At 63.5% G+C, this 19,966-nt stretch carries 18 protein-coding genes; 3 read left to right on the plus strand and 15 right to left on the minus strand.

The window, feature by feature from the left end:
• Positions 1-21 precede the first annotated feature (21 nt).
• The 6 genes from BLS27_RS04745 to BLS27_RS04770 form a co-directional block, all read right to left on the minus strand.
• The gene (locus BLS27_RS04745) at positions 22-573 is read right to left on the minus strand and encodes a phosphonate degradation HD-domain oxygenase (protein ID WP_090343406.1); all 552 of its coding nucleotides are present in this window, start codon (positions 571-573) and stop codon (positions 22-24) included.
• Positions 574-704: 131 nt separating this feature from the next.
• On the minus strand, positions 705-1,730 hold the full coding sequence (locus BLS27_RS04750) for a putative 2-aminoethylphosphonate ABC transporter substrate-binding protein (RefSeq protein WP_090343408.1): 1,026 nt from the start codon (positions 1,728-1,730) through the stop codon (positions 705-707).
• 30 nt (positions 1,731-1,760) lie between these two features.
• Entirely contained in the window at positions 1,761-3,485 is a 1,725-nt protein-coding gene (locus BLS27_RS04755; RefSeq protein ID WP_090343411.1) for a putative 2-aminoethylphosphonate ABC transporter permease subunit, read from the minus strand.
• Between the two features lies 1 nt (position 3,486).
• Positions 3,487-4,551, minus strand: a complete 1,065-nt coding sequence (locus BLS27_RS04760; protein ID WP_043208682.1) for a putative 2-aminoethylphosphonate ABC transporter ATP-binding protein — start codon at positions 4,549-4,551, stop codon at positions 3,487-3,489.
• Positions 4,552-4,731: 180 nt separating this feature from the next.
• Positions 4,732-5,601, minus strand: a complete 870-nt coding sequence (locus BLS27_RS04765; RefSeq protein WP_090343414.1) for a LysR family transcriptional regulator — start codon at positions 5,599-5,601, stop codon at positions 4,732-4,734.
• Positions 5,602-5,611: 10 nt separating this feature from the next.
• Positions 5,612-7,870: a heavy metal translocating P-type ATPase gene (locus BLS27_RS04770; protein WP_090343418.1), complete on the minus strand. Its 2,259-nt coding sequence runs from the start codon at positions 7,868-7,870 to the stop codon at positions 5,612-5,614.
• Positions 7,871-7,982: 112 nt separating this feature from the next.
• Here BLS27_RS04770 and cadR point away from each other — a divergent pair, with 112 nt between their 5' ends.
• Positions 7,983-8,426, plus strand: a complete 444-nt coding sequence (cadR, locus tag BLS27_RS04775) for a cadmium resistance transcriptional regulator CadR (RefSeq protein WP_043208688.1) — start codon at positions 7,983-7,985, stop codon at positions 8,424-8,426.
• Positions 8,427-8,459: 33 nt separating this feature from the next.
• On the opposite strand, the gene BLS27_RS04780 is transcribed toward cadR, so the two are convergent.
• From BLS27_RS04780 to BLS27_RS04790, 3 genes are read right to left on the minus strand one after another with little or no spacing between them, the layout of a single operon-like run.
• Positions 8,460-9,431 (minus strand): thymidylate synthase, encoded by a 972-nt coding sequence (locus BLS27_RS04780; protein WP_043208690.1) that lies wholly within the window; start codon positions 9,429-9,431, stop codon positions 8,460-8,462.
• Between the two features lie 48 nt (positions 9,432-9,479).
• A complete protein-coding gene (lgt, locus tag BLS27_RS04785) occupies positions 9,480-10,289 on the minus strand; it encodes a prolipoprotein diacylglyceryl transferase (RefSeq protein ID WP_043208691.1) in 810 nt (269 codons plus the stop codon).
• A gap of 16 nt (positions 10,290-10,305) precedes the next feature.
• On the minus strand, positions 10,306-11,088 hold the full coding sequence (locus BLS27_RS04790) for a sulfite exporter TauE/SafE family protein (RefSeq protein WP_043208693.1): 783 nt from the start codon (positions 11,086-11,088) through the stop codon (positions 10,306-10,308).
• A 131-nt stretch (positions 11,089-11,219) separates the two neighbouring features.
• Here BLS27_RS04790 and BLS27_RS04795 point away from each other — a divergent pair, with 131 nt between their 5' ends.
• Positions 11,220-11,966 (plus strand): NRDE family protein, encoded by a 747-nt coding sequence (locus tag BLS27_RS04795; protein WP_090343420.1) that lies wholly within the window; start codon positions 11,220-11,222, stop codon positions 11,964-11,966.
• Positions 11,967-12,024: 58 nt separating this feature from the next.
• On the opposite strand, the gene ptsP is transcribed toward BLS27_RS04795, so the two are convergent.
• From ptsP to ilvA, 4 genes are all read right to left on the minus strand, one after another.
• Positions 12,025-14,304, minus strand: coding sequence for a phosphoenolpyruvate--protein phosphotransferase (ptsP, locus tag BLS27_RS04800; protein WP_070571747.1), 2,280 nt, complete (start codon positions 14,302-14,304; stop codon positions 12,025-12,027).
• A 22-nt stretch (positions 14,305-14,326) separates the two neighbouring features.
• Positions 14,327-14,806: an RNA pyrophosphohydrolase gene (locus tag BLS27_RS04805; RefSeq protein ID WP_029614755.1), complete on the minus strand. Its 480-nt coding sequence runs from the start codon at positions 14,804-14,806 to the stop codon at positions 14,327-14,329.
• A 283-nt stretch (positions 14,807-15,089) separates the two neighbouring features.
• The gene (locus BLS27_RS04810; protein ID WP_043211463.1) at positions 15,090-15,515 is read right to left on the minus strand and encodes a DUF2269 family protein; all 426 of its coding nucleotides are present in this window, start codon (positions 15,513-15,515) and stop codon (positions 15,090-15,092) included.
• Between the two features lie 38 nt (positions 15,516-15,553).
• The gene (gene ilvA / locus BLS27_RS04815; protein WP_090343422.1) at positions 15,554-17,068 is read right to left on the minus strand and encodes a threonine ammonia-lyase, biosynthetic; all 1,515 of its coding nucleotides are present in this window, start codon (positions 17,066-17,068) and stop codon (positions 15,554-15,556) included.
• Positions 17,069-17,209: 141 nt separating this feature from the next.
• On the opposite strand from ilvA, the gene rpiA reads away from it, so the two are divergent.
• Positions 17,210-17,884, plus strand: a complete 675-nt coding sequence (gene rpiA / locus BLS27_RS04820; protein WP_043211467.1) for a ribose-5-phosphate isomerase RpiA — start codon at positions 17,210-17,212, stop codon at positions 17,882-17,884.
• Between the two features lie 103 nt (positions 17,885-17,987).
• Here rpiA and BLS27_RS04825 read toward each other — a convergent pair whose 3' ends face one another.
• Together BLS27_RS04825 and BLS27_RS04830 are read right to left on the minus strand one after the other, a co-directional pair.
• Entirely contained in the window at positions 17,988-18,893 is a 906-nt protein-coding gene (locus BLS27_RS04825) for an SdiA-regulated domain-containing protein (protein ID WP_043211469.1), read from the minus strand.
• A 65-nt stretch (positions 18,894-18,958) separates the two neighbouring features.
• Positions 18,959-19,882 (minus strand): SdiA-regulated domain-containing protein, encoded by a 924-nt coding sequence (locus BLS27_RS04830; RefSeq protein WP_090343424.1) that lies wholly within the window; start codon positions 19,880-19,882, stop codon positions 18,959-18,961.
• Positions 19,883-19,966: the final 84 nt, after the last annotated feature.

Consider the following 19,966-nt stretch of genomic DNA (forward strand, 5'->3'; position numbering starts at 1 on the left):
GTTTAGCCGCGTAGAGGTCTGTCAGAGCAACGCCAGGGCCTTTTCCTTGAGCAGCGCCAGGTCGATCACCGGTACCCCGACCTCCTTGGCCATTTCGTCCCACTCGCGCATGCGCAGACTGACCTTGAACAACGGGTCCTGCTCGAATGCGTCGGCCTCGGCATCGCTCATCACCCCGCCTTGATATTCGAGCGTACGCCGGCTCGCCTCGCTCAGGCGGTCGTAGTAACCCGGCTGGCGCAAGGTCAGGTAGCGCTTGGCCTCGACGTGGTACTGCACCAACCGCGCCATGCGCTCGCCGAAACCGCAGCGACGCAGGTACTCGGCCCCGATCCGCTCGTGGCTGACCACCCCATAGCCGCCCATGTCCCCTTCGCCCTCCCCGCACAGATGGCCGATGTCATGGAAGAACGCGGCCAACACCACTTCATCGTCGAAACCCTCGGCCATGGCCAATTCGGCGGCCTGGGACATGTGCTCGATCTGGGTGATCGCCTCGCCGATGTAGTCGTCGGCGCCGTGGCGTTCGTAGAGAGTGAAAGTGGCATGGATGATCTGTTCGGGGGTGGGCATTGCTCATCTCCAGAATTAGGTACCAATACATTCGCGCGTAAGCCCGCTGCCACAAGGTTCAGCATCATCCCTGTGGCAGCGGGTTTACCCGCGAATGAGGGCAAGCGGCCCTCGCAAGAGACTAGCCGCGATTACTGCTGAGCGACTTTCTCCGACTTGCCGTCATAGCGCTTGCGCCACTCGCTCAGGATCTCGTCGCGGTTCTTCGAGGCCCAGGCGAAATCGTTTTTGATCAGGCGCTGCTCGTAATCTGCCGGCAGCTCGGTCTGCGGCTTGGCGATGCCAGGGGCGGCAAGCACGGCGAAGTTTTCCTTGTACAGCTCCATGGCCGCAGGGCTTGCCGAGAAGTCGGCCAGGCGCTTGGCAGCCTCGGCCTTCGGCGAGCCCTTGATGACCGCGGTGGCTTCGATTTCCCAGCCCAGGCCTTCCTTGGGCAGGATGATATCCAGCGGCGCGCCCTGGCGCTTGAGCTGCACGGCCGGGTACTCGAAGGAGATACCGATCGGGAACTCACCGGCCGCAGCCAGCTTGCACGGCTTGGACCCGGAGTGGACGTACTGACCGATGTTCTGGTGCAAGGCGTCCATGTAGGCCCAGCCCTGAGGCTCGCCGAAGGTCTGCAGCCAGGCACTGACATCCAGGAAGCCGGTGCCCGACGAGGCCGGGTTCGGCATGACGATCTTGCCCTTGTACTCAGGCTTGGTCAGGTCCTGCCAGCTCACCGGCTTGCTCAGGCCCTGCTTCTCGGCCTCGACGGTGTTGAAGCAGAGGGTGGCAGCCCAGACGTCCATGCCGACCCAGGCAGGCGGGTTGGCGGCGTCGCGGTAGTTGGGGGAGATCTTGCCCAGGTCTTTGGGCGCGTAGGCTTCGAGCATGCCGTGCTGGTCGAGGATGGCCAGGCTGGAGGCAGCCAGGCCCCACACCGCGTCTGCCTGCGGGCGGTCTTTTTCGGCCAGCAGCTTGGCGGTGATGATACCGGTGGAGTCACGCACCCATTTGATCTCGATGTCCGGGTTGGCCTTCTCGAAGGCCTGCTTGTAGCTCTTGAGCTGCTCGGCTTCCAGGGCGGTGTAGACCGTCAGTTGGGTCCCGGCGGCCGAAGCCTGCAGGCTGAACACGGCGGATACGGCAGCGACAAGTGCGAGGGGCTTGAACATGATGCGGTTCCTTACAGGGTTGGCAGTCGGTCAATGGCCGGGCGCACGCTGGCGCCAGGCCTGGGAGCGGCGCAGCAGGCCGCGGGATGCACCGGCCAGCAGCAGCGAAGCGGTCGCGCTGGTCAGCAGGATCAAAGTGGACATGGCGGCGGCGCCGCCCACATTGCCGGCGTCGTCCATGTTCAACACGGCGACGGCGGCGAGAATGGTGTCGGGGCTGTACAGGAAGATCGCTGCCGACACGGTGGTCATCGCCGAGACGAACAGGTAGCGGATGATGTCCAGCAGCGCCGGCAGGCAGATCGGCACGGTCACCCGCATGAAGTGCTTGTACAACGGTGCCTTGAGCGATAGCGCGGCGGCTTCGAACTCACTGTCGAGCTGGCGCAGGGCAGTGGTCGCGGTCATCTGCGCCGTGGTCAGGTAGTGGGCGATGGTGCACACCACCAGCAGCGCCATGCCGCCATAGAACACGTGCAATGGGTTGCCGTTGAGGTTGAAGAAGAACACATAGCCCAGGCCAAGGACGAGGCCCGGCACCGCCATGGGAATGAAGCTCAGCAGGCGCAGGGACTGGTTGAGCAGGCGCTGGCCCTGGGTCTTCTCCATCAGGTAGGCGCCGGTGAAGATCACGAGGCTGCCGATCAGCGCCGTGGCCAGCGCCATGGTCACGCTGTTGCGGTACGCCAGCCAGCCGCCACCGGCGGTGTCGTCGAACATATAGTGCTTGAACGACAGCGACAGGTTGTACGGCCAGAACTTTACCAACGACGAGTACACCGCCATACCGATGACCAGCAACAGCACCGCGCAGACCAGCAGCACGATGGCCAGGAAGCACGCATCACGGCGGCGCGACGGCTGGGGCTGGAACACCTGCGCACGACCGCTCATGGCATCGCCCTGGCGTCGGCGCAGCCAGGCATCGACGGTAAAGCTCAGCAACGCCGGCACCAGCAACACCATGCCGATCAACGCCCCCCGACCGAACTGCTGCTGGCCGACCACCGCCTTGTAAGCTTCCAGCGCCAGCACTTGATAGTCGCCTCCCACCACGACCGGCACGCCGAAATCGGTGATGGTCAGGGTGAACACCAGGCAGAACGCGGCGAACACCGCTTGGCGGGTGCCGGGCCAGGTGATGCTGCGAAACGCGCGCCAGGGCCCGGCGCCCATGCTCGACGCGGCATCGAACAGACGTGCATCCGCCAACGTCAAAGCCGACAGCAGGATCATCAAAGCATGGGGGAAGGTGTAGATCGCCTCGCCCAGCACGATGCCCCAGAAGCCATAGACGTTATCGGTCAGCAGCCCGCGCAACAGGCCCTGGTTGCCGAACAGGTAGACCAGCGCGATCGCCGGCAGCATCGACGGCGCCAGCAGCGGCAGCAGCGAGATGCCTCGCCACAGCCCCTTGGCGGGGATCAGCGTGCGTTGCAAGGCATAGGCGAACAGATAGGCCAGCGGCACGACAATGGCCGCGACACTGAAGGCGACCTTCAGGCTGTTGCCCAACAGCCAGTGGAAGTTCTCGCTGGCGAACAGTTCACGGGCGGCGACCAGGCCGCCACCTTGACCGGCCTCACCATTGAAGCCACGCCAGAAGATCGCCAGCAGTGGCATCAGCACGGCGAGGATGAGCAGGAGCAGCAGCAAGCACTTGCCGCCGACGACGAAGAGTCGATCGCCCAGAGCGACACCACTGCGTGGTGCCGACTTGGCCTGGGGGATCGCGACGGACAGGGGCGCGGCCATCTCAGGCAAAGACCTGCAGGCTGCGCGGCGGCAAGGCCACCCAGATGTCCTGGGACCCCAGGCGCGGCATGGCCTCTGGCGCCAGCTCCGCCAGCAGCGAATGGCCAGGCAGGGCCTTGAGCTCGAAGCTCATGCGGCAGCGGTTACCCAGGAAGGTGATCTCCTGGACCATGGCCGGGAACAGGTTCTCCTCATGCACCACCGGGTTGACGGTGATCGCCTCAGGGCGACAGAACAGTCGACCGCTGCTGCTGTGCACCGCCCCAGGGGCCAGGCGCATGTTCATGCCCCCCACCTGGGCATGGCTGTCGCCGCTGCGCTGGAAGGGCAGCCAGTTGCCCTGACCGACGAATTCGGCCACGAACGGCGTGGCGGGCTGGTCGTAGATTTCCTGCGGGGTGGCGTACTGCTCGACCTGGCCGTTGTTCATCACGGCGATGCGGTCGGCCATCAACATGGCTTCGTCCTGGTTGTGGGTCACCATCAGAGTGGTGATGCCCAACTGGCGCTGAAGCTGGCGCAACTCGGTGCACAGGTGCTCGCGAACACGTGCATCGAGTGCCGACATGGGCTCGTCGAGCAACAACAGCGAAGGCGACGGCGCCAGGGCGCGGGCCAGGGCCACGCGTTGCTGCTGGCCGCCGGACAGCTGGCCGGGGTATTTCTTCTCGCTGCCCGAGAGACCGACCAGTTCGAGCATCTGCGCCACACGATGGCGTGCCTGCTCGCGGCTACTGCCGGTCAGACCATAGGCGATATTGGCCTCGACGGTCAGATTGGGGAACAGCGCATAGGACTGGAACAGGATGCCGTAGTCACGGGCCTGGGGTGGCAAGTGGGAGATATCGCGTTCGCCGATGTACAGCTCGCCACGGTCCTGGCGCTCTAGACCGGCGATGCAGCGCAGCAGCGTGGTCTTGCCACAGCCGGAAGGGCCCAGCAGACAGACCAACTCGCCGGCGGCGATGTCCAGGGAGACATCGTTGAGGGCCGTGAAGGCGCCGAAACGCTTGTGGATGTTGCGCACTTTCATTTGTGCGCCCGGGGCAGGGATAGCGTTGTTCATGACAGGGCCTCATCGAACAGATGGGGCCATGCTAGGAACTCAATGCGAAGGTTATGTGGCTGGTAAGCAAAAGCTGCCGATAGTGCCATTCACGGATTTTTGTAGTGAACTCAACGGCGCTTTCAGGGGAAACCCGCTCCTACAGGGTTCAGCACACACCCCCAAGGAGCCAACACCGATCTAGAACTGCGATCCCACCACCTCTTGTGCCACGCCCAGGAACGCCGCCGGCAACCTGGCCTGGCGCCGCTCCTTGAGGCAGTACAAGTACTCGTGCATCACTGGAGCATTCTCCAGCGTCAACACCCGCAGCTCCGGGTTATGCGGCACTTCATGGCGGGCAATGATGCTGATGCCGATGTTGCGCAGCACCGCCTCGCGGATCGATTCACGGCTGCCAATTTCCAACAGCGTCCCACCGTTGACCCCGGCCTCCTCGAGCATGCGCTCGGTCAGCTTGCGAGTGGTCGAACCAGGTTCACGCATCAACAGACAGTGCCCGGCCAGCGCGTCGATGGAAACTGCGTGGCGATGGGCCAGCGGGTGGTTGCGGTGCACCGCCACGACCAGCGGGTCGCTACCCAGCACGCGACGCACCAGACGATTGTCTTCCACCAGTTGGGAAGAGGCAGCGATGTCCACCCGGTAGTCCTCGAGCATCTCCAGCACCTGCTGGGAATTGCCGATTTCTACGGTCAGTTCCACCTGTGGCAAGCGTTCACGGAAGATCTTCACCAGATCGAGGATGTAATAGGGTGCGGTGGCGGCGATGCGCAAACCGCCCTGGGCCTGACCACTGTTGCGCAGCTCGAACTCGATGTCGGCTTCCTGTTGCAGCAAGGCCTTGACCATCGGCAACAGTCGCGCGCCCTCCTCGCTCAGCACCAAGCGCCGCCCACCCCGGTAGAACAGCTCAACTGCGTAGTGGCTCTCCAGGTTGCGGATCTGCGTGGTCACCGTGGGCTGGCTGAGCCCGAGCTTCTTCGCAGCCAAAGTGATGCTGCCCAGGCGGGCCACCATGTAGAAGGCTTTGAGCTCCGCGCTCAGCATCGAATTACCTCTATTTACGCAGCAGGCGCAAGCCGTTGAACACCACCAGCAGACTCACGCCCATGTCGGCGAACACCGCCATCCACATGGTCGCCATGCCGGCGAAGGTGATCGCCAGGAAAATCGCCTTGATGCCCAATGCCAGAACGATGTTCTGCGTCAGGATCGCCGCACTTTGGCGCGACAGCCTGACGAAGGCGGGGATTTTGCGCAAGTCATCGTCCATCAGCGCCACGTCGGCGGTCTCGATGGCGGTGTCGGTGCCAGCCGCCGCCATGGCAAAGCCGATCTCGGCGCGGGCCAGGGCCGGCGCGTCGTTGATGCCATCACCGACCATGCCGACACGATGCCCTTGGCCGTACAGTGCCTCGATGCTGCCGAGCTTGTCCGCCGGCAAAAGGTTGCCTTCGGCGCGGTCGATGCCCACTTGGGCGGCGATGGCCTGGGCGGTATGGGGATTATCGCCGGTCAGCATGACAGTCTTGATACCCAGCGCATGCAGCTCGGCGATGGCCTGGCGGCTACTGTCCTTGACCGTGTCCGCCACGGCGAACAGCGCCAGCGGTCCGGAGCCGTCGAGCAGCAGCACGACGGTCTTGCCCTGGCGCTCGAGCTGGTCCAGTTCGGCCTCCAGAGCCGGCGAGCACAGGCCCAGCTCTTCGACCAGGCGATGGTTGCCCAGGTGATACAGGGTGCCGTCGATTTCGCCCCGCACGCCGCGACCAGCCAGGGCGGTGAACTCACGCACGTCGCTCAGCTCCAGGGCCTGCGCCTGGGCATGCTGGGCGATGGCGCCCGACACCGGGTGGTCGGAGCGCGCCGCCAGGCTTGCCGCCAACGCCTGGGCGCGGCCTTCGAACAACGGGTCGAGCACCTTGCTGTCGGTTTGTACCGGCTTGCCATGGGTGATGGTGCCGGTCTTGTCCAGAGCCAGGAAGTCCAACTTGCGCCCGCCTTCGAGGTACACGCCGCCCTTGATCAGGATGCCCTTGCGCGCCGCCGCCGCCAGGCCACTGACGATGGTCACCGGGGTGGAGATCACCAGGGCGCAAGGGCAGGCCACCACCAGCAGGACCAGCGCGCGGTAGATCCAGTCGAACCAGGCGCCGGCCATGAACAGCGGTGGAATGATCGCCACCGTCAGGGCCACCGCGAACACCGCCGGGGTGTAGATGCGCGAGAATTGGTCGACGAAGCGCTGGGTCGGCGCCCGGGCGCCTTGGGCCTCTTCGACGGCCTTGATGATGCGCGCCAAGGTCGACTGCCCTGCCGCCGTAGTGACCCGGTACTCCAAGGCACCGGCCTGGTTGATGGTGCCGGCGAACAGCTTGTCGCCGACAGCCTTTTCGATCGGCAGGCTTTCGCCGGTGATCGGCGCCTGATCGACGCTCGATTGCCCACTGACCACTTCGCCGTCCAGGCCGATGCGTTCACCAGGGCGCACGCGCACCAAGGCGCCGATAGCCACATCCCGCACCTCGACCTCACGCCATTGGCCGTCAGCCTGCTGCACCGTGGCCAGGTCCGGGCTCAGTTGCATCAGCCCACCGATGGCATTACGGGCGCGGTCCAGCGAGCGCGCCTCGATCAATTCGGCAACCGTGAACAGCACCATGACCATGGCCGCCTCCGGCCATTGGCCGATCAACACGGCACCGGTCACGGCGATGCTCATCAATGCATTGATGTTGAGGTTGCGGTTCTTCAGGGCGATCCAGCCCTTCTTGTAGGTGCCCAGGCCACAGCCGAGGATGGCTGCCAGCGCCAACAGCGCCACGACCCACTCCGGTGCCTTGCCGGAGAAATGCACGAGCTCGGCGGCGATCGCCGCCACACCCGACAACGCGAGCGGCCACCAACGGGGCTTGTGGGCCAGGGGCGCGGCTGGGGCATCGTCACCCTCAGCGCTCATAGGCTCGGCCTTCATCCCCAGGCTGTCGATGGCCTGCTCGATCTGGGCCGTACCCTCCAGCGTGTGGCGCACGCCGAGCACGCGGTTGATCAGGTTGAATTCCAGTTGTTCGATGCCCGCCAGCTTGCCGAGCTTGTCCTGGATCAGGCTCTGCTCGGTGGGGCAGTCCATGGCCTCGATGCGGAAACGGCTGAGCCGTGCCTGACCACTGGCCCTCTCGGTCAATTGCACCCTGGCTGGCGCGGCACTGGAGCTGCAGCAACCGTGACCATGGGAGGCATGGCTGTGCGCCTTGTCGCCATGATCGTGATCATGGCCGTGGTCATGCTGATGTTCGGGGCTGACAGGCTGGTTCATGGAATCATCCTTAACGTGAGCGCTGACCTCTGCAGGTATCCACAGAGTGGGTTGTTGCCAAGTGAACACCCTGTAGCCACTATAGGGTCAAGCCCCTTTCCTGGAGATTGCCATGAAGATCGGAGAACTGGCCAAGGCCACCGAGTGCGCCGTGGAGACCATCCGCTACTACGAGCGCGAGCAATTGCTACCGGCCCCCGCCCGCACCGAAGGCAACTACCGGCAATACACCCAGGCCCATGTGGAGCGACTGACCTTCATCCGCAACTGCCGCACCCTGGACATGACCCTGGACGAAATCCGCAGCCTGTTGCGCCTGCGCGACAGCCCCGACGATTCGTGCGGCAGCGTCAATGCGCTGATCGACGAGCATATCGAGCATGTGCAGGCGAGAATCGATGGGTTGATGGCGCTGCAGGCGCAGTTGGTGGAGCTGCGCCAGCAGTGCAACGCCAAAGGATCGGAGTGCGCGATCCTTCAGCAACTGGAGACGAACGGGGCGGTATCGGTACCTGAAACCGAGCACTCCCACGTGGGACGCAGTCACGGGCATTGAGGGGGGGCTGCGAGCAGCCCAGCCCTCTCAGGGTCAGACCGCCATCGGCGCGGTCATCGGTGCATGGTGCTCGTACCCTTCCAGCCAGAAGTCGCTCGGCTCGATCTTCTCCAGCCACTCGGGCTCGTACTTGCCCGTCTCTGCGAACGCCGGCACGCGGTCGCTGATCACCAGTTTCGGCGCTGCCAATGGCTCGCGCTTCATCTGCTCGTTCAGCATGTCCAGGTGGTTTTCATACACATGGGCATCGCCGATGAAATAGGTGAACCAGCGCGGGGTGTAGCCGGTCAGCCGGCCGAATAGCGACAGCAGCGCCGCGCCTTCGGTGAGGTTGAACGGTGTGCCCAGGCCCAGGTCGTTGGAACGGATGTAGAGCGTCAGGGAAATTTCCTTGGTCTCGACATTGGGGTGGAACTGATACAGCAGGTGGCACGGCGGCAGGGCCATTTCATCGAGCTGGGCGCAGTTCCAGCCGTGGAACAGAATGCGGCGGCTGCCCGGGTCGTGGGCGATGGTGTCCAGGCACTGGCGCACCTGGTCGATGGCCTTGTACAGGATGACGAACGCCTGGCCGTCTTCTTCATCCTGGGCGATGCGGCGAAAGCCTGCCTTCTCGGCCATCTCGATGGCCGCCGGATTGCTCAGCGGGATGCGCTTGTAGCCCGGCCACTGGCGCCATTGCACGCCGTAGATTTCACCCAGGTCGTCGTGGCCCTGGCGGAAGGGATTGGCCAGCCACTGAGCGTTCTCGTTGGCGTTCTGGTCCCAGACCTTGCAGCCCAACTCACGGAACTGCCCGGCATTCTTCACGCCGCGCAAAAAACCCACCATCTCGCCGATCGCCGACTTGAACGCCAACTTGCGCGTGGTGATGGCCGGGAAGCCCTTCTGCAGGTCGAAACGCAGCATGGCGCCCGGCAGACTGATGGTGCGGATGCCGGTGCGGTTTTCCTGCAACGTACCGTTTTCGATGACGTCACGGACCAGGTCTAGATACTGTTTCATGGCTTACCTGTAGCAAGAACGGCAGGGGGATCGCCCCTGCCGTGAGAGTCAAACGGTGGCCTTGGCCGTAGGTTTGCGGTTGTAGGCCCACCAGATCAGGAAGATGCCGCCGGCGATCATCGGCACGCAGAGCAACTGACCCATGGTCAACCAGCCGAAGGCGATGTACCCCAGCTGGGCGTCGGGTACCCGCACGAATTCCACGATGAAGCGGAAAATCCCGTAGAACAGCGCGAACATGCCGGAAACGGCCATGGTCGGGCGCGGTTTGCGCGAGTACAGCCAAAGGATCACGAATAATGCCACACCTTCGAGGGCGAACTGGTACAGCTGCGACGGGTGACGCGGCAGTTGCGCCGGGTCGCTGAACGGCGGGAAGACCATCGCCCAAGGCAGGTCGGTGGCCTTGCCCCACAGCTCGGCGTTGATGAAATTGCCGATGCGCCCGGCGCCCAGGCCGATCGGCACCAGCGGGGCGACGAAGTCCATCAGCTCGAAGAACGACTTGTTGTTGCGCTTGCCGAACCACAATGCCGCCAGCATCACGCCGATGAAGCCACCGTGGAACGACATGCCGCCCTTCCAGACCTCGAAGATCAACGTCGGATTGGCCAAGTACTGGTGCAGGTCATAGAACAGCACATAGCCCAGGCGCCCACCGACGATCACCCCCATGGACAGCCAGAACACCAGATCGGAGAGTTTCTCGCGGGTCCAGGTGGGATCGAAGCGGTTCAACCGGCGCGAGGCCAGCAGCCAGGCGCCGCCGATGCCGATCAGGTACATCAGGCCGTACCAGTGGATTTTCAGCGGCCCGATGGCCACGGCCACGGGGTCGATCTGCGGGTAAGGCAGCATTGTCATTCCTCTCGGGTTAAATCAAAAAGCTCAGACCGACGCAAAACAGCAGCGCGGCGAACAGGCGCTTGAGCAAACGCGGCGACAACCTGTGCGCCAGGCGGGCACCGAATCGGGCGAAGAACATGCTGGTGACCGCGATACCCACCAGCGCAGGAAGATAGACGTAACCGATGCTGTGAGCCGGCAAGTGCTGCTCGTTCCAACCCAGCCACATGAAGCTCAGGGCACTGGCCACGGCAATCGGCAAACCACAGGCCGACGAGGTCGCCACTGCCTGCTGCATCGGCAGGCTGCGCCAGGTCAGGAACGGCACGGTCAGCGAGCCGCCGCCGATGCCGAAGATCGCCGAGGCCCAGCCGATCACGCTGCCAGCAGCGGTCAGGCCAGGCTTGCCGGGGATACCACGGCTGGCCTTGGGCTTGAGGTCCAAGGCCATCTGCGCGGCGATCACCAGGGCGAACACGCCGATGATCTTCTGCAGCATCGGGCCTTGGATCAGCGAGGCAGTCTTGGCCCCGACCAGCGCGCCGAGCAGGATGCCCAGGGTCATCCAGGCGAAGATCGGCCACTGCACCGCGCCCTTGCGCTGATGCTCGAGCACGGCATTGATCGACGTGAAGACGATGGTCGCCAGCGACGTGCCGACGGCCAAGTGAGTCAGTACCGAAGGGTCGAAGCCCTGCAGGGTGAAGCTGAACACCAGCACCGGCACGATGATGATGCCACCGCCCACACCGAACAGCCCGGCCAACACACCGGCGCAGGCCCCCAACAGCAGATAGAGTACGAATTCCATTCGTCGCCCCTTATGGAAACAATCCGCCATGGTAGCGGAAGCCAGCCCCGTGGCTCTAGTGAACTCTCTGTCAGGTGATGGATAGACGCAGCCCTAGTGGGTAGAGTGGCCAAAACAACCGAGGCCCTGACATGTGCCTGATCGTTTTCGCCTGGCGGCCGGGGCACGCCCTGCCGCTGATCGTCGCGGCCAACCGTGACGAGTTCTACGCCCGCCCGACCCAGGCCCTGGCCGCCTGGGAGGACGCCCCGGGCGTGCATGCCGGTCGCGACCTGGAAGCCGGTGGCACCTGGCTGGGCATCGGCCCCCTGGGACGCTTCGCGGCGCTGACCAACATCCGTGACCCACAACAGCCACTCGGGCCACGCTCACGCGGCGAGCTGGTGGCGGCCTATCTGCGCGGGGACCTGGGCGTGGAGGCTTACCTCGACCAGGTGGCCAGCCGCAGCAGCCAGTACTCAGGATTCAATCTACTGGTGGACGATGCAGGGCAGCTGGGTTACCTGAACGCACGCCAGACCTCGCCGCGCCTGCTGGAGCCTGGGGTGTACGGGCTGTCCAATGCCGGGCTGGATACGCCCTGGCCCAAGCTGATCAAGGCGCGTAATGGGCTGGAGGCGTTACTTGAGGATCCTCAGCCGGAGCATCTGCTGGCGTTGCTCGCCGATGCAGCGCCGGCCCATGACAGCGATCTGCCGGAAACTGGCGTGGGGTTGGCGACCGAGAAGCTGCTGTCGAGCGTGTTCATTGCCAGCCAGAACTATGGAACACGGGCGAGTACGGTATTGCTGGTCGATGACCAAGGACGGCGGCGAATCATCGAGCGCAGTTTCGGGCCCTTTGGCGGGCACTTGGGAGAGGTCGAGCTGCTGGTCTGAAAGGCATTGGTGTATCGGCCTCTTCGCGGGTTTACCCACGAAGAGGCCAGGAGTGATGTCAGAGGGTCTTGTTGGCCCCAGGCCCGATCATCCGCGCCAGCCCCAGGTTCTTCAGGGCCAACTGCAGCGAACTGTGGATAACCTGCGGGTTGTCATGGCTCATGGCATCGACCAGCAGTTCCTTGGCCTTGCTCATGTTGATCTGACGCAGCATCCACTTCACCTTTGGCAGGTTGGTGGCGTTCATCGACAGGCTATCGAAGCCCATCGCCATCAGCAGCACGGCGGCAGCTGGATCGCCGGCCATCTCACCGCAAATGCTCACCGGTTTGCCTTCTTCATGGGCGACGCTGACCACGGTCTGCAAGGCCTGAAGCACCGCTGGATGCAAGTAGTCGTAGAGGTCGGCGACGCGCGGGTTGTTGCGATCGACCGCCAACAGGTACTGGGTAAGGTCGTTGGAACCGACCGACAGGAAGTCCACCTGACGCGCAAGCTCGCGGGTCTGGTACACCGCGGCAGGAATTTCGACCATCACCCCGACCGGCGGCATCGGCACATCGGTGCCTTCGTCCCGCACCTCGCCCCAGGCGCGGTGGATCAGGTGCAGCGCCTCTTCCAGCTCATGGATGCCGGAGATCATCGGCAGCAGAATGCGTAGATTGTTCAGGCCCTCGCTGGCCTTGAGCATGGCGCGGGTCTGCACCAGGAAGATTTCTGGGTGGTCGAGGGTCACACGGATGCCACGCCAGCCCAGGAAGGGGTTTTCTTCCTTGATCGGGAAGTACGAAAGCGCTTTGTCGCCGCCGATATCGAGGCTGCGCATGGTCACAGGCAGCGGATGGAACGCCTGCAGTTGCTCACGGTAGATCGTCAGCTGTTCCTTCTCGCTGGGGAAACGCTGGTTGATCATGAAAGGCACTTCGGTGCGGTACAGGCCCACGCCTTCGGCACCACGCTGCTGGGCACGGGCGACATCGGCCAGCAGCCCCGTGTTGACCCACAACGGCATGCGGTGGCCATCCGGGGTCACGCACGGCAGCTCACGCAGGGCATCCAGCCCCTGGGCCAGCTGGCGCTCCTCCTCGACCACGTCGCTGTACTGCTTGCGCAGCACCTCGCCCGGGTTGGTGAACACCTCACCCTTGTAGCCGTCGACGATCATTTCGATGCCGTCGACCTTCGAGTACGGCAGGTCGACCAGGCCCATGACCGTCGGGATACCCATGGCCCGAGCCAGGATCGCCACGTGGGAGTTGCCCGAGCCGAGTACCGAGACCAGGCCGACCAGCTTGCCCTCCGGTACCTCGCCGAGCATCGCCGGGGTCAGTTCCTCGCTCACCAGGATGGTGTTGTCCGGGTAGACCAGCGTCTGCGAGCGCGCCTCCTGGAGATAGGCCAGCAGGCGCCGGCCCAGGTCCTTGACGTCCGATGCCCGCTCACGCAGGTAATCGTCGTCCATCAACTCGAAGCGGCTGACGTGCTCGCCCACCACCTGGCGCAGGGCGCCCTGGGCCCATTGGCCTGTCTTGATGACCTGCGCCACCTCGCCGCCCAAAGCCGCGTCCTCGAGCATCATCAGGTAGACGTCGAACAGCGCGCGCTCTTCCGGGCGCAACTGGGTGGCGAGCTTGGCCGACAGCTTGCGCATGTCGGCGCGCACACCTTCCAGAGCGGTGTTGAACAGCTTGAGTTCGGTGTCGATGTCCTCGACGGTCTTGTCCGGGACCACTTCCAGATCGGCCGGCGGCAGCATCACCACGGCCTTGCCGACGGCAGCGCCCGGCGAGCCAGGCACACCGACGAAGCGCGCCTCCTGGATGCCCTTGCCCTGGCGGCCCAGGCCCCGGATGGAGCCGGTGGCCTCGGCATGGGCGATAACGCCTGCGAGCTGGGCGCTCATGGTGACCAGGAAGGCTTCTTCGCCTTCGTCGAACTGGCGGCGCTCCTTTTGCTGGATGACCAACACCCCGACCACACGACGGTGGTGGATGATCGGTGCACCGAGGAAGGAGGCGAAGCGCTCCTCGCCGGTTTCGGCGAAGTAGCGATAACGGGGGTGAGCGGCGGCGTCTTCGAGGTTCAGCGGCTCTTCCCGGGTACCGACCAGGCCGACCAGGCCTTCGTTGGGGGCCATGCTGACCTTGCCGATGGAGCGTTTGTTCAAGCCCTCGGTGGCCATGAGCACGAATCGGTTGGTATCCGGATCGAGCAGGTAGACCGAGCAGACCTGGCTGCCCATGGCTTCCTTGACGCGCAAGACAATGATCCCCAACGCCGTCTTGAGATCTTTGGCGGAGTTCACTTCCTGGACGATCTTGCGCAGCGTATTGAGCATGGCTCGGGGTCGGACTCCGTCGTCAGTCGCGCGTCAACAGGCGCGGGGCTAGCTCTTTCAAGGCGCGGCGATAGACCTCACGCTTGAATGTCACCACCTGGCCCAAGGGATACCAGTAGCTGACCCAACGCCAGCCGTCGAATTCCGGCTTGCCGGTCAGGTCCATGCGTACCCGCTGCTCATTGCTCACAAGGCGCAGCAGGAACCACTTCTGTTTCTGGCCAATGCACAGGGGCTGGCTGTGGGTGCGCACCAGGCGCTGGGGTAAACGATAACGCAACCAGCCACGGGTGCAGGCAAGAATTTCCACATCCTCGCGTTCCAGGCCTACTTCTTCGTTCAGCTCGCGGTACAGGGCGTCTTCCGGCGTCTCGTCAGGGTTGATGCCACCCTGGGGGAATTGCCAGGCATCCTGGTTGATCCGTCGAGCCCATAGCACCTGCCCGGCATCATTCGTAAGAATGATCCCGACATTGGGGCGAAAACCATCCGGGTCGATCACGGCAGCAACCTCGCAAACGCATGTCAACGCATTGTTCCACAAAGCTCACGAGCGCAGCAACGCGCCCGCCAAGCTTATGTGCGGCGAGGTGAAAACTCTGTGTTCCATGGGGTCTTGCCGGGGCCCGGCTCATGAACGTCGCCGAGGGTCTGTAACGATATACCGCGGTTTCATGAAGGGTTGGTGACGGAGCATCGCAGCTGCGCCAGCGCCTACCTTTCAAAGCGGATCCAGGTGGAAGCTGGCCAAGCCTGCGATGGGGCGTGGAACGACCCCTTGGGGCTCAGATCGGCTTGGCGCCCATCAGTCCGGCGATGGAGAGCAAGCACACGCCACTGATCAACGCCAACGCCAGGGTGAAGCGCAACCCCGTGGGTTCAGCCTTGCGCAGCCGGTTGAGACGGACCAACAACCACCAGGCAGTGAACGCGCCCACGCTGTAAATGACGCTGGAGGCCAGTAACCACGTCTGCCCCAGGGGCCAGCCGATCAGGTGCACCAGCCACCAACCGGTGAACGGCATGCTCACCAAGCAAACGCCCATCAACAACCAGACAAACACCAGAGGCCGGCGCAGCAGCTTGCCGTAGGCCTCGGCATCGCCACGACGGCGGGCAGCGACGGTCCAGATCGCCAGGCCCAGCGCGCCCAGTAGCAACAACACGGTGGCACCGATGTGCAGGGCCTTGAGGGTGGTCAGGTATTCCATATCTTGACGTCCTTGAGCGATAGGGCAAGCTTAGTCGTTTAGCCCAGGAACAGCTTGTAAGCCGGGTTATCGGTCTCGTCCCAGTAGGGGTAGCCGATCTTGGCCAGTGCCGCCGGTACCAGGTGGCGTTCGTCGTCCGGTACCTGCAGGCCTGCGACCACTCGGCCATCGGCTGCGCCGTGATTGCGGTAGTGGAACATGGAGATGTTCCAGCGACCGCCGAGTTTATTGAGGAAATTGAACAGCGCCCCTGGGCGCTCGGGGAACTCGAAGCGCAGCACCATCTCGTCGCTGGCCCCTGCCGAGTGCCCGCCGACCATGTGGCGGATATGCAGCTTGGCCAGTTCGTTGTCGGTCAGGTCGGTGACAGGGAAGCCTTGCTCGGTCAGTTGCTGGACCAGCATCGCCCGCGGATCGGTTTCAGGGTGAGTCTGCACGCCAACGAAGATGTGCGCTTCCTTGTCGGCGTGGTAACGGTAGTTGAACTCGGTGATCTGGCGCTTGCCGATCGCCTCGCAGAATGCCTTGAAGCTGCCCGGTCGCTCTGGAATGGTCACAGCGATGATCGCCTCGCGCTTTTCGCCCAGTTCGGCGCGCTCGGCCACATGGCGCAGGCGGTCGAAATTGACGTTGGCACCCGAGTCGATCGCCACCAGGGTCTGGCCGGATACGCCATACAGCTCGACGTATTTCTTGATGCCCGCCACGCCCAAGGCGCCTGCAGGTTCGGTGATCGAGCGGGTATCGTCGTAGATATCCTTGATGGCAGCGCAAATCTCGTCGGTGCTGACCGTCACCACCTCGTCCACATACTGTCGGCAGATGTCGAAGGTATGCTGGCCGATCTGCGCCACCGCCACGCCGTCGGCGAACAGGCCGACCTGCGGCAGCACCACGCGCTCGCCTGCAGCCATCGCGGCCTGCAGGCAGTTGGAATCGTCCGGCTCGACGCCGATCACCTTGATCTCGGGACGCAGGTACTTCACATAGGCGGCGATGCCGGCAATCAGGCCACCGCCGCCGACGGGCACGAAGATCGCGTCCAGGCGCCCCGGGTGCTGGCGCAGGATTTCCATGGCCACGGTGCCTTGACCGGCAATGGTGTGGGGGTCGTCATAGGGGTGGATGTAGACGAAGCCCTTCTCGTCGACCAGCTTGAGCGAATAGGCCAGCGCCTCGGGGAAGGAGTCGCCGTGCAGCACCACCTTGCCGCCGCGCGAGCGCACGCCTTCGACCTTGATCTCCGGGGTGGTCTTAGGCATCACGATGGTTGCCTTGATACCCAATTCGCGCGCCGCCAGTGCCACACCTTGGGCATGGTTGCCGGCCGAGGCGGTGACCACGCCGCGGGCCAGTTCTTCTGGGCTCAGCTGCGCCAGTTTGTTGTACGCCCCACGGATCTTGAAGGAGAACACCGGCTGCAGATCCTCGCGCTTGAGCAGGACCTGGTTGCCCAGCCGCTTGCTCAACTGGCCAGCGCTCTGCAGCGGGGTTTCGACAGCGACGTCGTAGACGCGCGAGGTGAGGATCTTCTTGACGTACTGTTCGAGCATCGGGAAAGCATCACTGGCCGCGGGACAAGGCCTGGGAGTCTACCGCAGCGCTACGTCGGGCGACCACAGCGAAACCGAGGTTTTGCCGGCACTTGCGTCTATAATACCGGGCTTTGAAATCCCGCCCCTCTCGGAGCCCGCATGACCCAGGACCAACTCAAACAGGCCGTCGCCCAGGCTGCCGTCGACTTCATTCTGCCCAAGCTGGATGAGAAAAGCGTCGTCGGCGTCGGCACCGGTTCGACCGCCAACTTCTTCATCGATGCCCTGGCCAAGCACAAGACCGCCTTCGACGGCGCTGTCGCCAGCTCCGAAGCCACCGCCGAGCGCCTGAAGTCCCACGGCATCCCGGTGTACGAACTCAACAGTGTCAGCGAACTGGAGTTCTATGTGGACGGTGCCGACGAGAGCGATGCGCACCTGAACCTGATCAAGGGCGGCGGTGCGGCCCTGACCCGGGAGAAGATCGTCGCGGCGGTGGCCAAGACCTTCATCTGCATTGCCGACGCCAGCAAGCTGGTGCCCGTGCTGGGCGCCTTCCCGCTGCCGGTCGAGGTGATCCCCATGGCCCGCAGCCACGTGGCTCGCCAGTTGGTCAAGCTCGGCGGCGACCCGGTGTATCGCGAAGGCGTAGTGACCGACAACGGCAACGTCATTCTTGACGTGCACAACCTGCAAATCACCGACCCGGTCGGCCTGGAGTCGCAGATCAATGCCATCGTCGGCGTGGTCACCAACGGCCTGTTCGCGGCGCGTCCGGCGGACCTGCTGCTGCTCGGCACCGCCGAAGGCGTCAAGACGCTCAAGGCCGAGTAACCCTTCTGGGGCTGCATTGCAGCCCGTTGAAGACCTCGCCAGTTTCCACCGGTATCCGGTGGGAGTTGGCGACTTCGAGCTCAGACCTGCTCGCGCCCCGCGTTCAATCTGTCGATTGCCTGAAGACGTAGAACAGGTTCGGCTCACTGACCAGATAGATGGTCCCCTCCTCGTCCATGGCCAGGCCCTCGGCCTGCGGCACACTGCGCTTGAGCCCCTGAAAGCCTTTGTTCAACGAAAGCGTGCTCAGCGGCCGGCCCTCCACATCCAGTTCCACCACCAACCGAGACTCATCCGACAGCGCCAGCAAATGCCCCGTGCGCTCGTCGAACTGCAGGCTCGACAGGTCACGCACGAACAACCGCGAATCGCGCTTGCGGTCCTGCACCACATGCACCGCATAGGGTTTTCCGGGTTTTCCGTGGGGGAAGCCGTGAATCTCGTAGATCATCATCGGGTCGCGCTCCTTGGCCACGAACAGGCGCTTGCCTGCCGAGTCGTAGGCTAGGCCTTCGAAGCCCTTGTTGCCATTACGGCCAATGGCCAAGGTGAGCTGCTCGGCATCGTTGGCGTCGAGAAACAGTGTGTCGTCGTCCAGATGCACGCGGATCAGCCGCTGCTCACGCTCGTCGGTGATCACATAACTGTTGGTTCCCACGTATTCCACCGCCTCGGGATCGCCGAAGCCGGTCAGGGGGACGCGGCGCAGGATGCGACCTTCCAGCGACAGTTCGATGAGTTCGGAGCGTTTGTTGGTGACGGTAAAGAGGGTCTTGCGGTCGGGGTCGAAGGTCAGCGCCGAGATATCGTCATCCAGCCCTGCGATAGGCTGGGCTTCGAGCGTCACACGGTAACGATCAAGGCCTATGCCCTGCTCGGCAGGCTGCCACCAAGCCTGAAGATTGAACCAGCCACGCTCGAACAGACGAAACTCATGGGCGGCCAATCCACCCGCCAGCAGCGCAAGGCACGGCACCAGAACAAGGAACAGGCGTGAACGACGACACATGAAGATAGATCCGATAAGAAAGGCCGGAATCTAATCATGGTCGACTGAAATAAAACTTAATGCCGTCAGTTCTTTCTGAAACGATAGAAAAGGTCTGGCTCACTCACCATGTACAGGTTGCCCTGGTCATCCGTCGCCACGCCCTCGGCGCGCGGAATGGTGTGCTTCAAGCCGTTGAAACCGCCGAGCAACGTCATGAAGCTGACCTGTTTGCCCTTTTCGTCCAGTTCCAGCAGCAAGTTGGAATCAGCCGACAAGACCAGCAAATGCCCCGTGCGGGGATCGATCCACAAGGCGGAGAGATTGCGCACATCGAGCTGGTCGCTGGGCACAACCTGCTTTTCGCCTTTGAGCGGGCTTTTGCCATCGGTGCTCCAGGCATACAGTTTGGGCGGACGCTCTTCACCCAACAGCAGACGCTGGCGGACAGGGTCCCAGGCGATGGCCTCGAAACCCTTGTTGCTGTTGGCTGACTTGCCCAGGTCGTGGTGCGGATGGTCCGCGTAGGTCAAGCTGGCGGTGCTGGCATCCACGCTCACCAGGGTCATGTCATGCTTGCGCTCGTCGACGATCGCGATCTGGCCATCGGCCAACACCGCGACCCCTTCGGGGTTGTCCCAGCCCACCAGCGGGATCTTGCGCAGCACATCACCCTCGAGGCTCAGCTCGACCAGGAAAGGGTTGTTCCCCATTACCGCGAACAGGGTCCGGGTAAACGGGTTGAACGCCAGGTCCGATGGCTCATCGTCCGACATGCCCGGCAATACCTTGGCATCGATGTCCGCCACGTAGTCCGGCAGCCAGACGCTTTCACCGCGCTCGACCTTGTTCTCGAAGCGCTCCTTGACCCACAGCACGGCGCGATCGTCCCAATGCATGATCACCGCCAGGACATAGCCCAACACTGCGACTACCCCTACCCATACCTGCCAACGACGGAAAATACCGCGCTTGCGAACTGGGCGTGGAGCACTGGAGGTAAATGCCATAGAAGAGCGCTTCCTGGTATCGCCGAGTTCTCCCTAACTTCGGCTAATGAAATATCCGGGGCATTATCCGGATGATTTGTGAAA

This window comes from Pseudomonas guariconensis (assembly GCF_900102675.1).
GTDB lineage: Bacteria > Pseudomonadota > Gammaproteobacteria > Pseudomonadales > Pseudomonadaceae > Aquipseudomonas > Aquipseudomonas guariconensis.

What these genes read in the sequence shown, in the direction of transcription:
- BLS27_RS04745 (WP_090343406.1), bottom strand. Translation starts at nt 573, where the DNA reads ATGCCCACCCCCGAACAGATCATCCATGCCACTTTCACTCTCTACGAA.
- BLS27_RS04750 (WP_090343408.1), bottom strand. Translation starts at nt 1,730, where the DNA reads ATGTTCAAGCCCCTCGCACTTGTCGCTGCCGTATCCGCCGTGTTCAGC.
- BLS27_RS04755 (WP_090343411.1), bottom strand. Translation starts at nt 3,485, where the DNA reads ATGGCCGCGCCCCTGTCCGTCGCGATCCCCCAGGCCAAGTCGGCACCA.
- BLS27_RS04760 (WP_043208682.1), bottom strand. Translation starts at nt 4,551, where the DNA reads ATGAACAACGCTATCCCTGCCCCGGGCGCACAAATGAAAGTGCGCAAC.
- BLS27_RS04765 (WP_090343414.1), bottom strand. Translation starts at nt 5,601, where the DNA reads ATGCTGAGCGCGGAGCTCAAAGCCTTCTACATGGTGGCCCGCCTGGGC.
- BLS27_RS04770 (WP_090343418.1), bottom strand. Translation starts at nt 7,870, where the DNA reads ATGAACCAGCCTGTCAGCCCCGAACATCAGCATGACCACGGCCATGAT.
- cadR (WP_043208688.1), top strand. Translation starts at nt 7,983, where the DNA reads ATGAAGATCGGAGAACTGGCCAAGGCCACCGAGTGCGCCGTGGAGACC.
- BLS27_RS04780 (WP_043208690.1), bottom strand. Translation starts at nt 9,431, where the DNA reads ATGAAACAGTATCTAGACCTGGTCCGTGACGTCATCGAAAACGGTACG.
- lgt (WP_043208691.1), bottom strand. Translation starts at nt 10,289, where the DNA reads ATGCTGCCTTACCCGCAGATCGACCCCGTGGCCGTGGCCATCGGGCCG.
- BLS27_RS04790 (WP_043208693.1), bottom strand. Translation starts at nt 11,088, where the DNA reads ATGGAATTCGTACTCTATCTGCTGTTGGGGGCCTGCGCCGGTGTGTTG.
- BLS27_RS04795 (WP_090343420.1), top strand. Translation starts at nt 11,220, where the DNA reads ATGTGCCTGATCGTTTTCGCCTGGCGGCCGGGGCACGCCCTGCCGCTG.
- ptsP (WP_070571747.1), bottom strand. Translation starts at nt 14,304, where the DNA reads ATGCTCAATACGCTGCGCAAGATCGTCCAGGAAGTGAACTCCGCCAAA.
- BLS27_RS04810 (WP_043211463.1), bottom strand. Translation starts at nt 15,515, where the DNA reads ATGGAATACCTGACCACCCTCAAGGCCCTGCACATCGGTGCCACCGTG.
- ilvA (WP_090343422.1), bottom strand. Translation starts at nt 17,068, where the DNA reads ATGCTCGAACAGTACGTCAAGAAGATCCTCACCTCGCGCGTCTACGAC.
- rpiA (WP_043211467.1), top strand. Translation starts at nt 17,210, where the DNA reads ATGACCCAGGACCAACTCAAACAGGCCGTCGCCCAGGCTGCCGTCGAC.
- BLS27_RS04825 (WP_043211469.1), bottom strand. Translation starts at nt 18,893, where the DNA reads ATGTGTCGTCGTTCACGCCTGTTCCTTGTTCTGGTGCCGTGCCTTGCG.
- BLS27_RS04830 (WP_090343424.1), bottom strand. Translation starts at nt 19,882, where the DNA reads ATGGCATTTACCTCCAGTGCTCCACGCCCAGTTCGCAAGCGCGGTATT.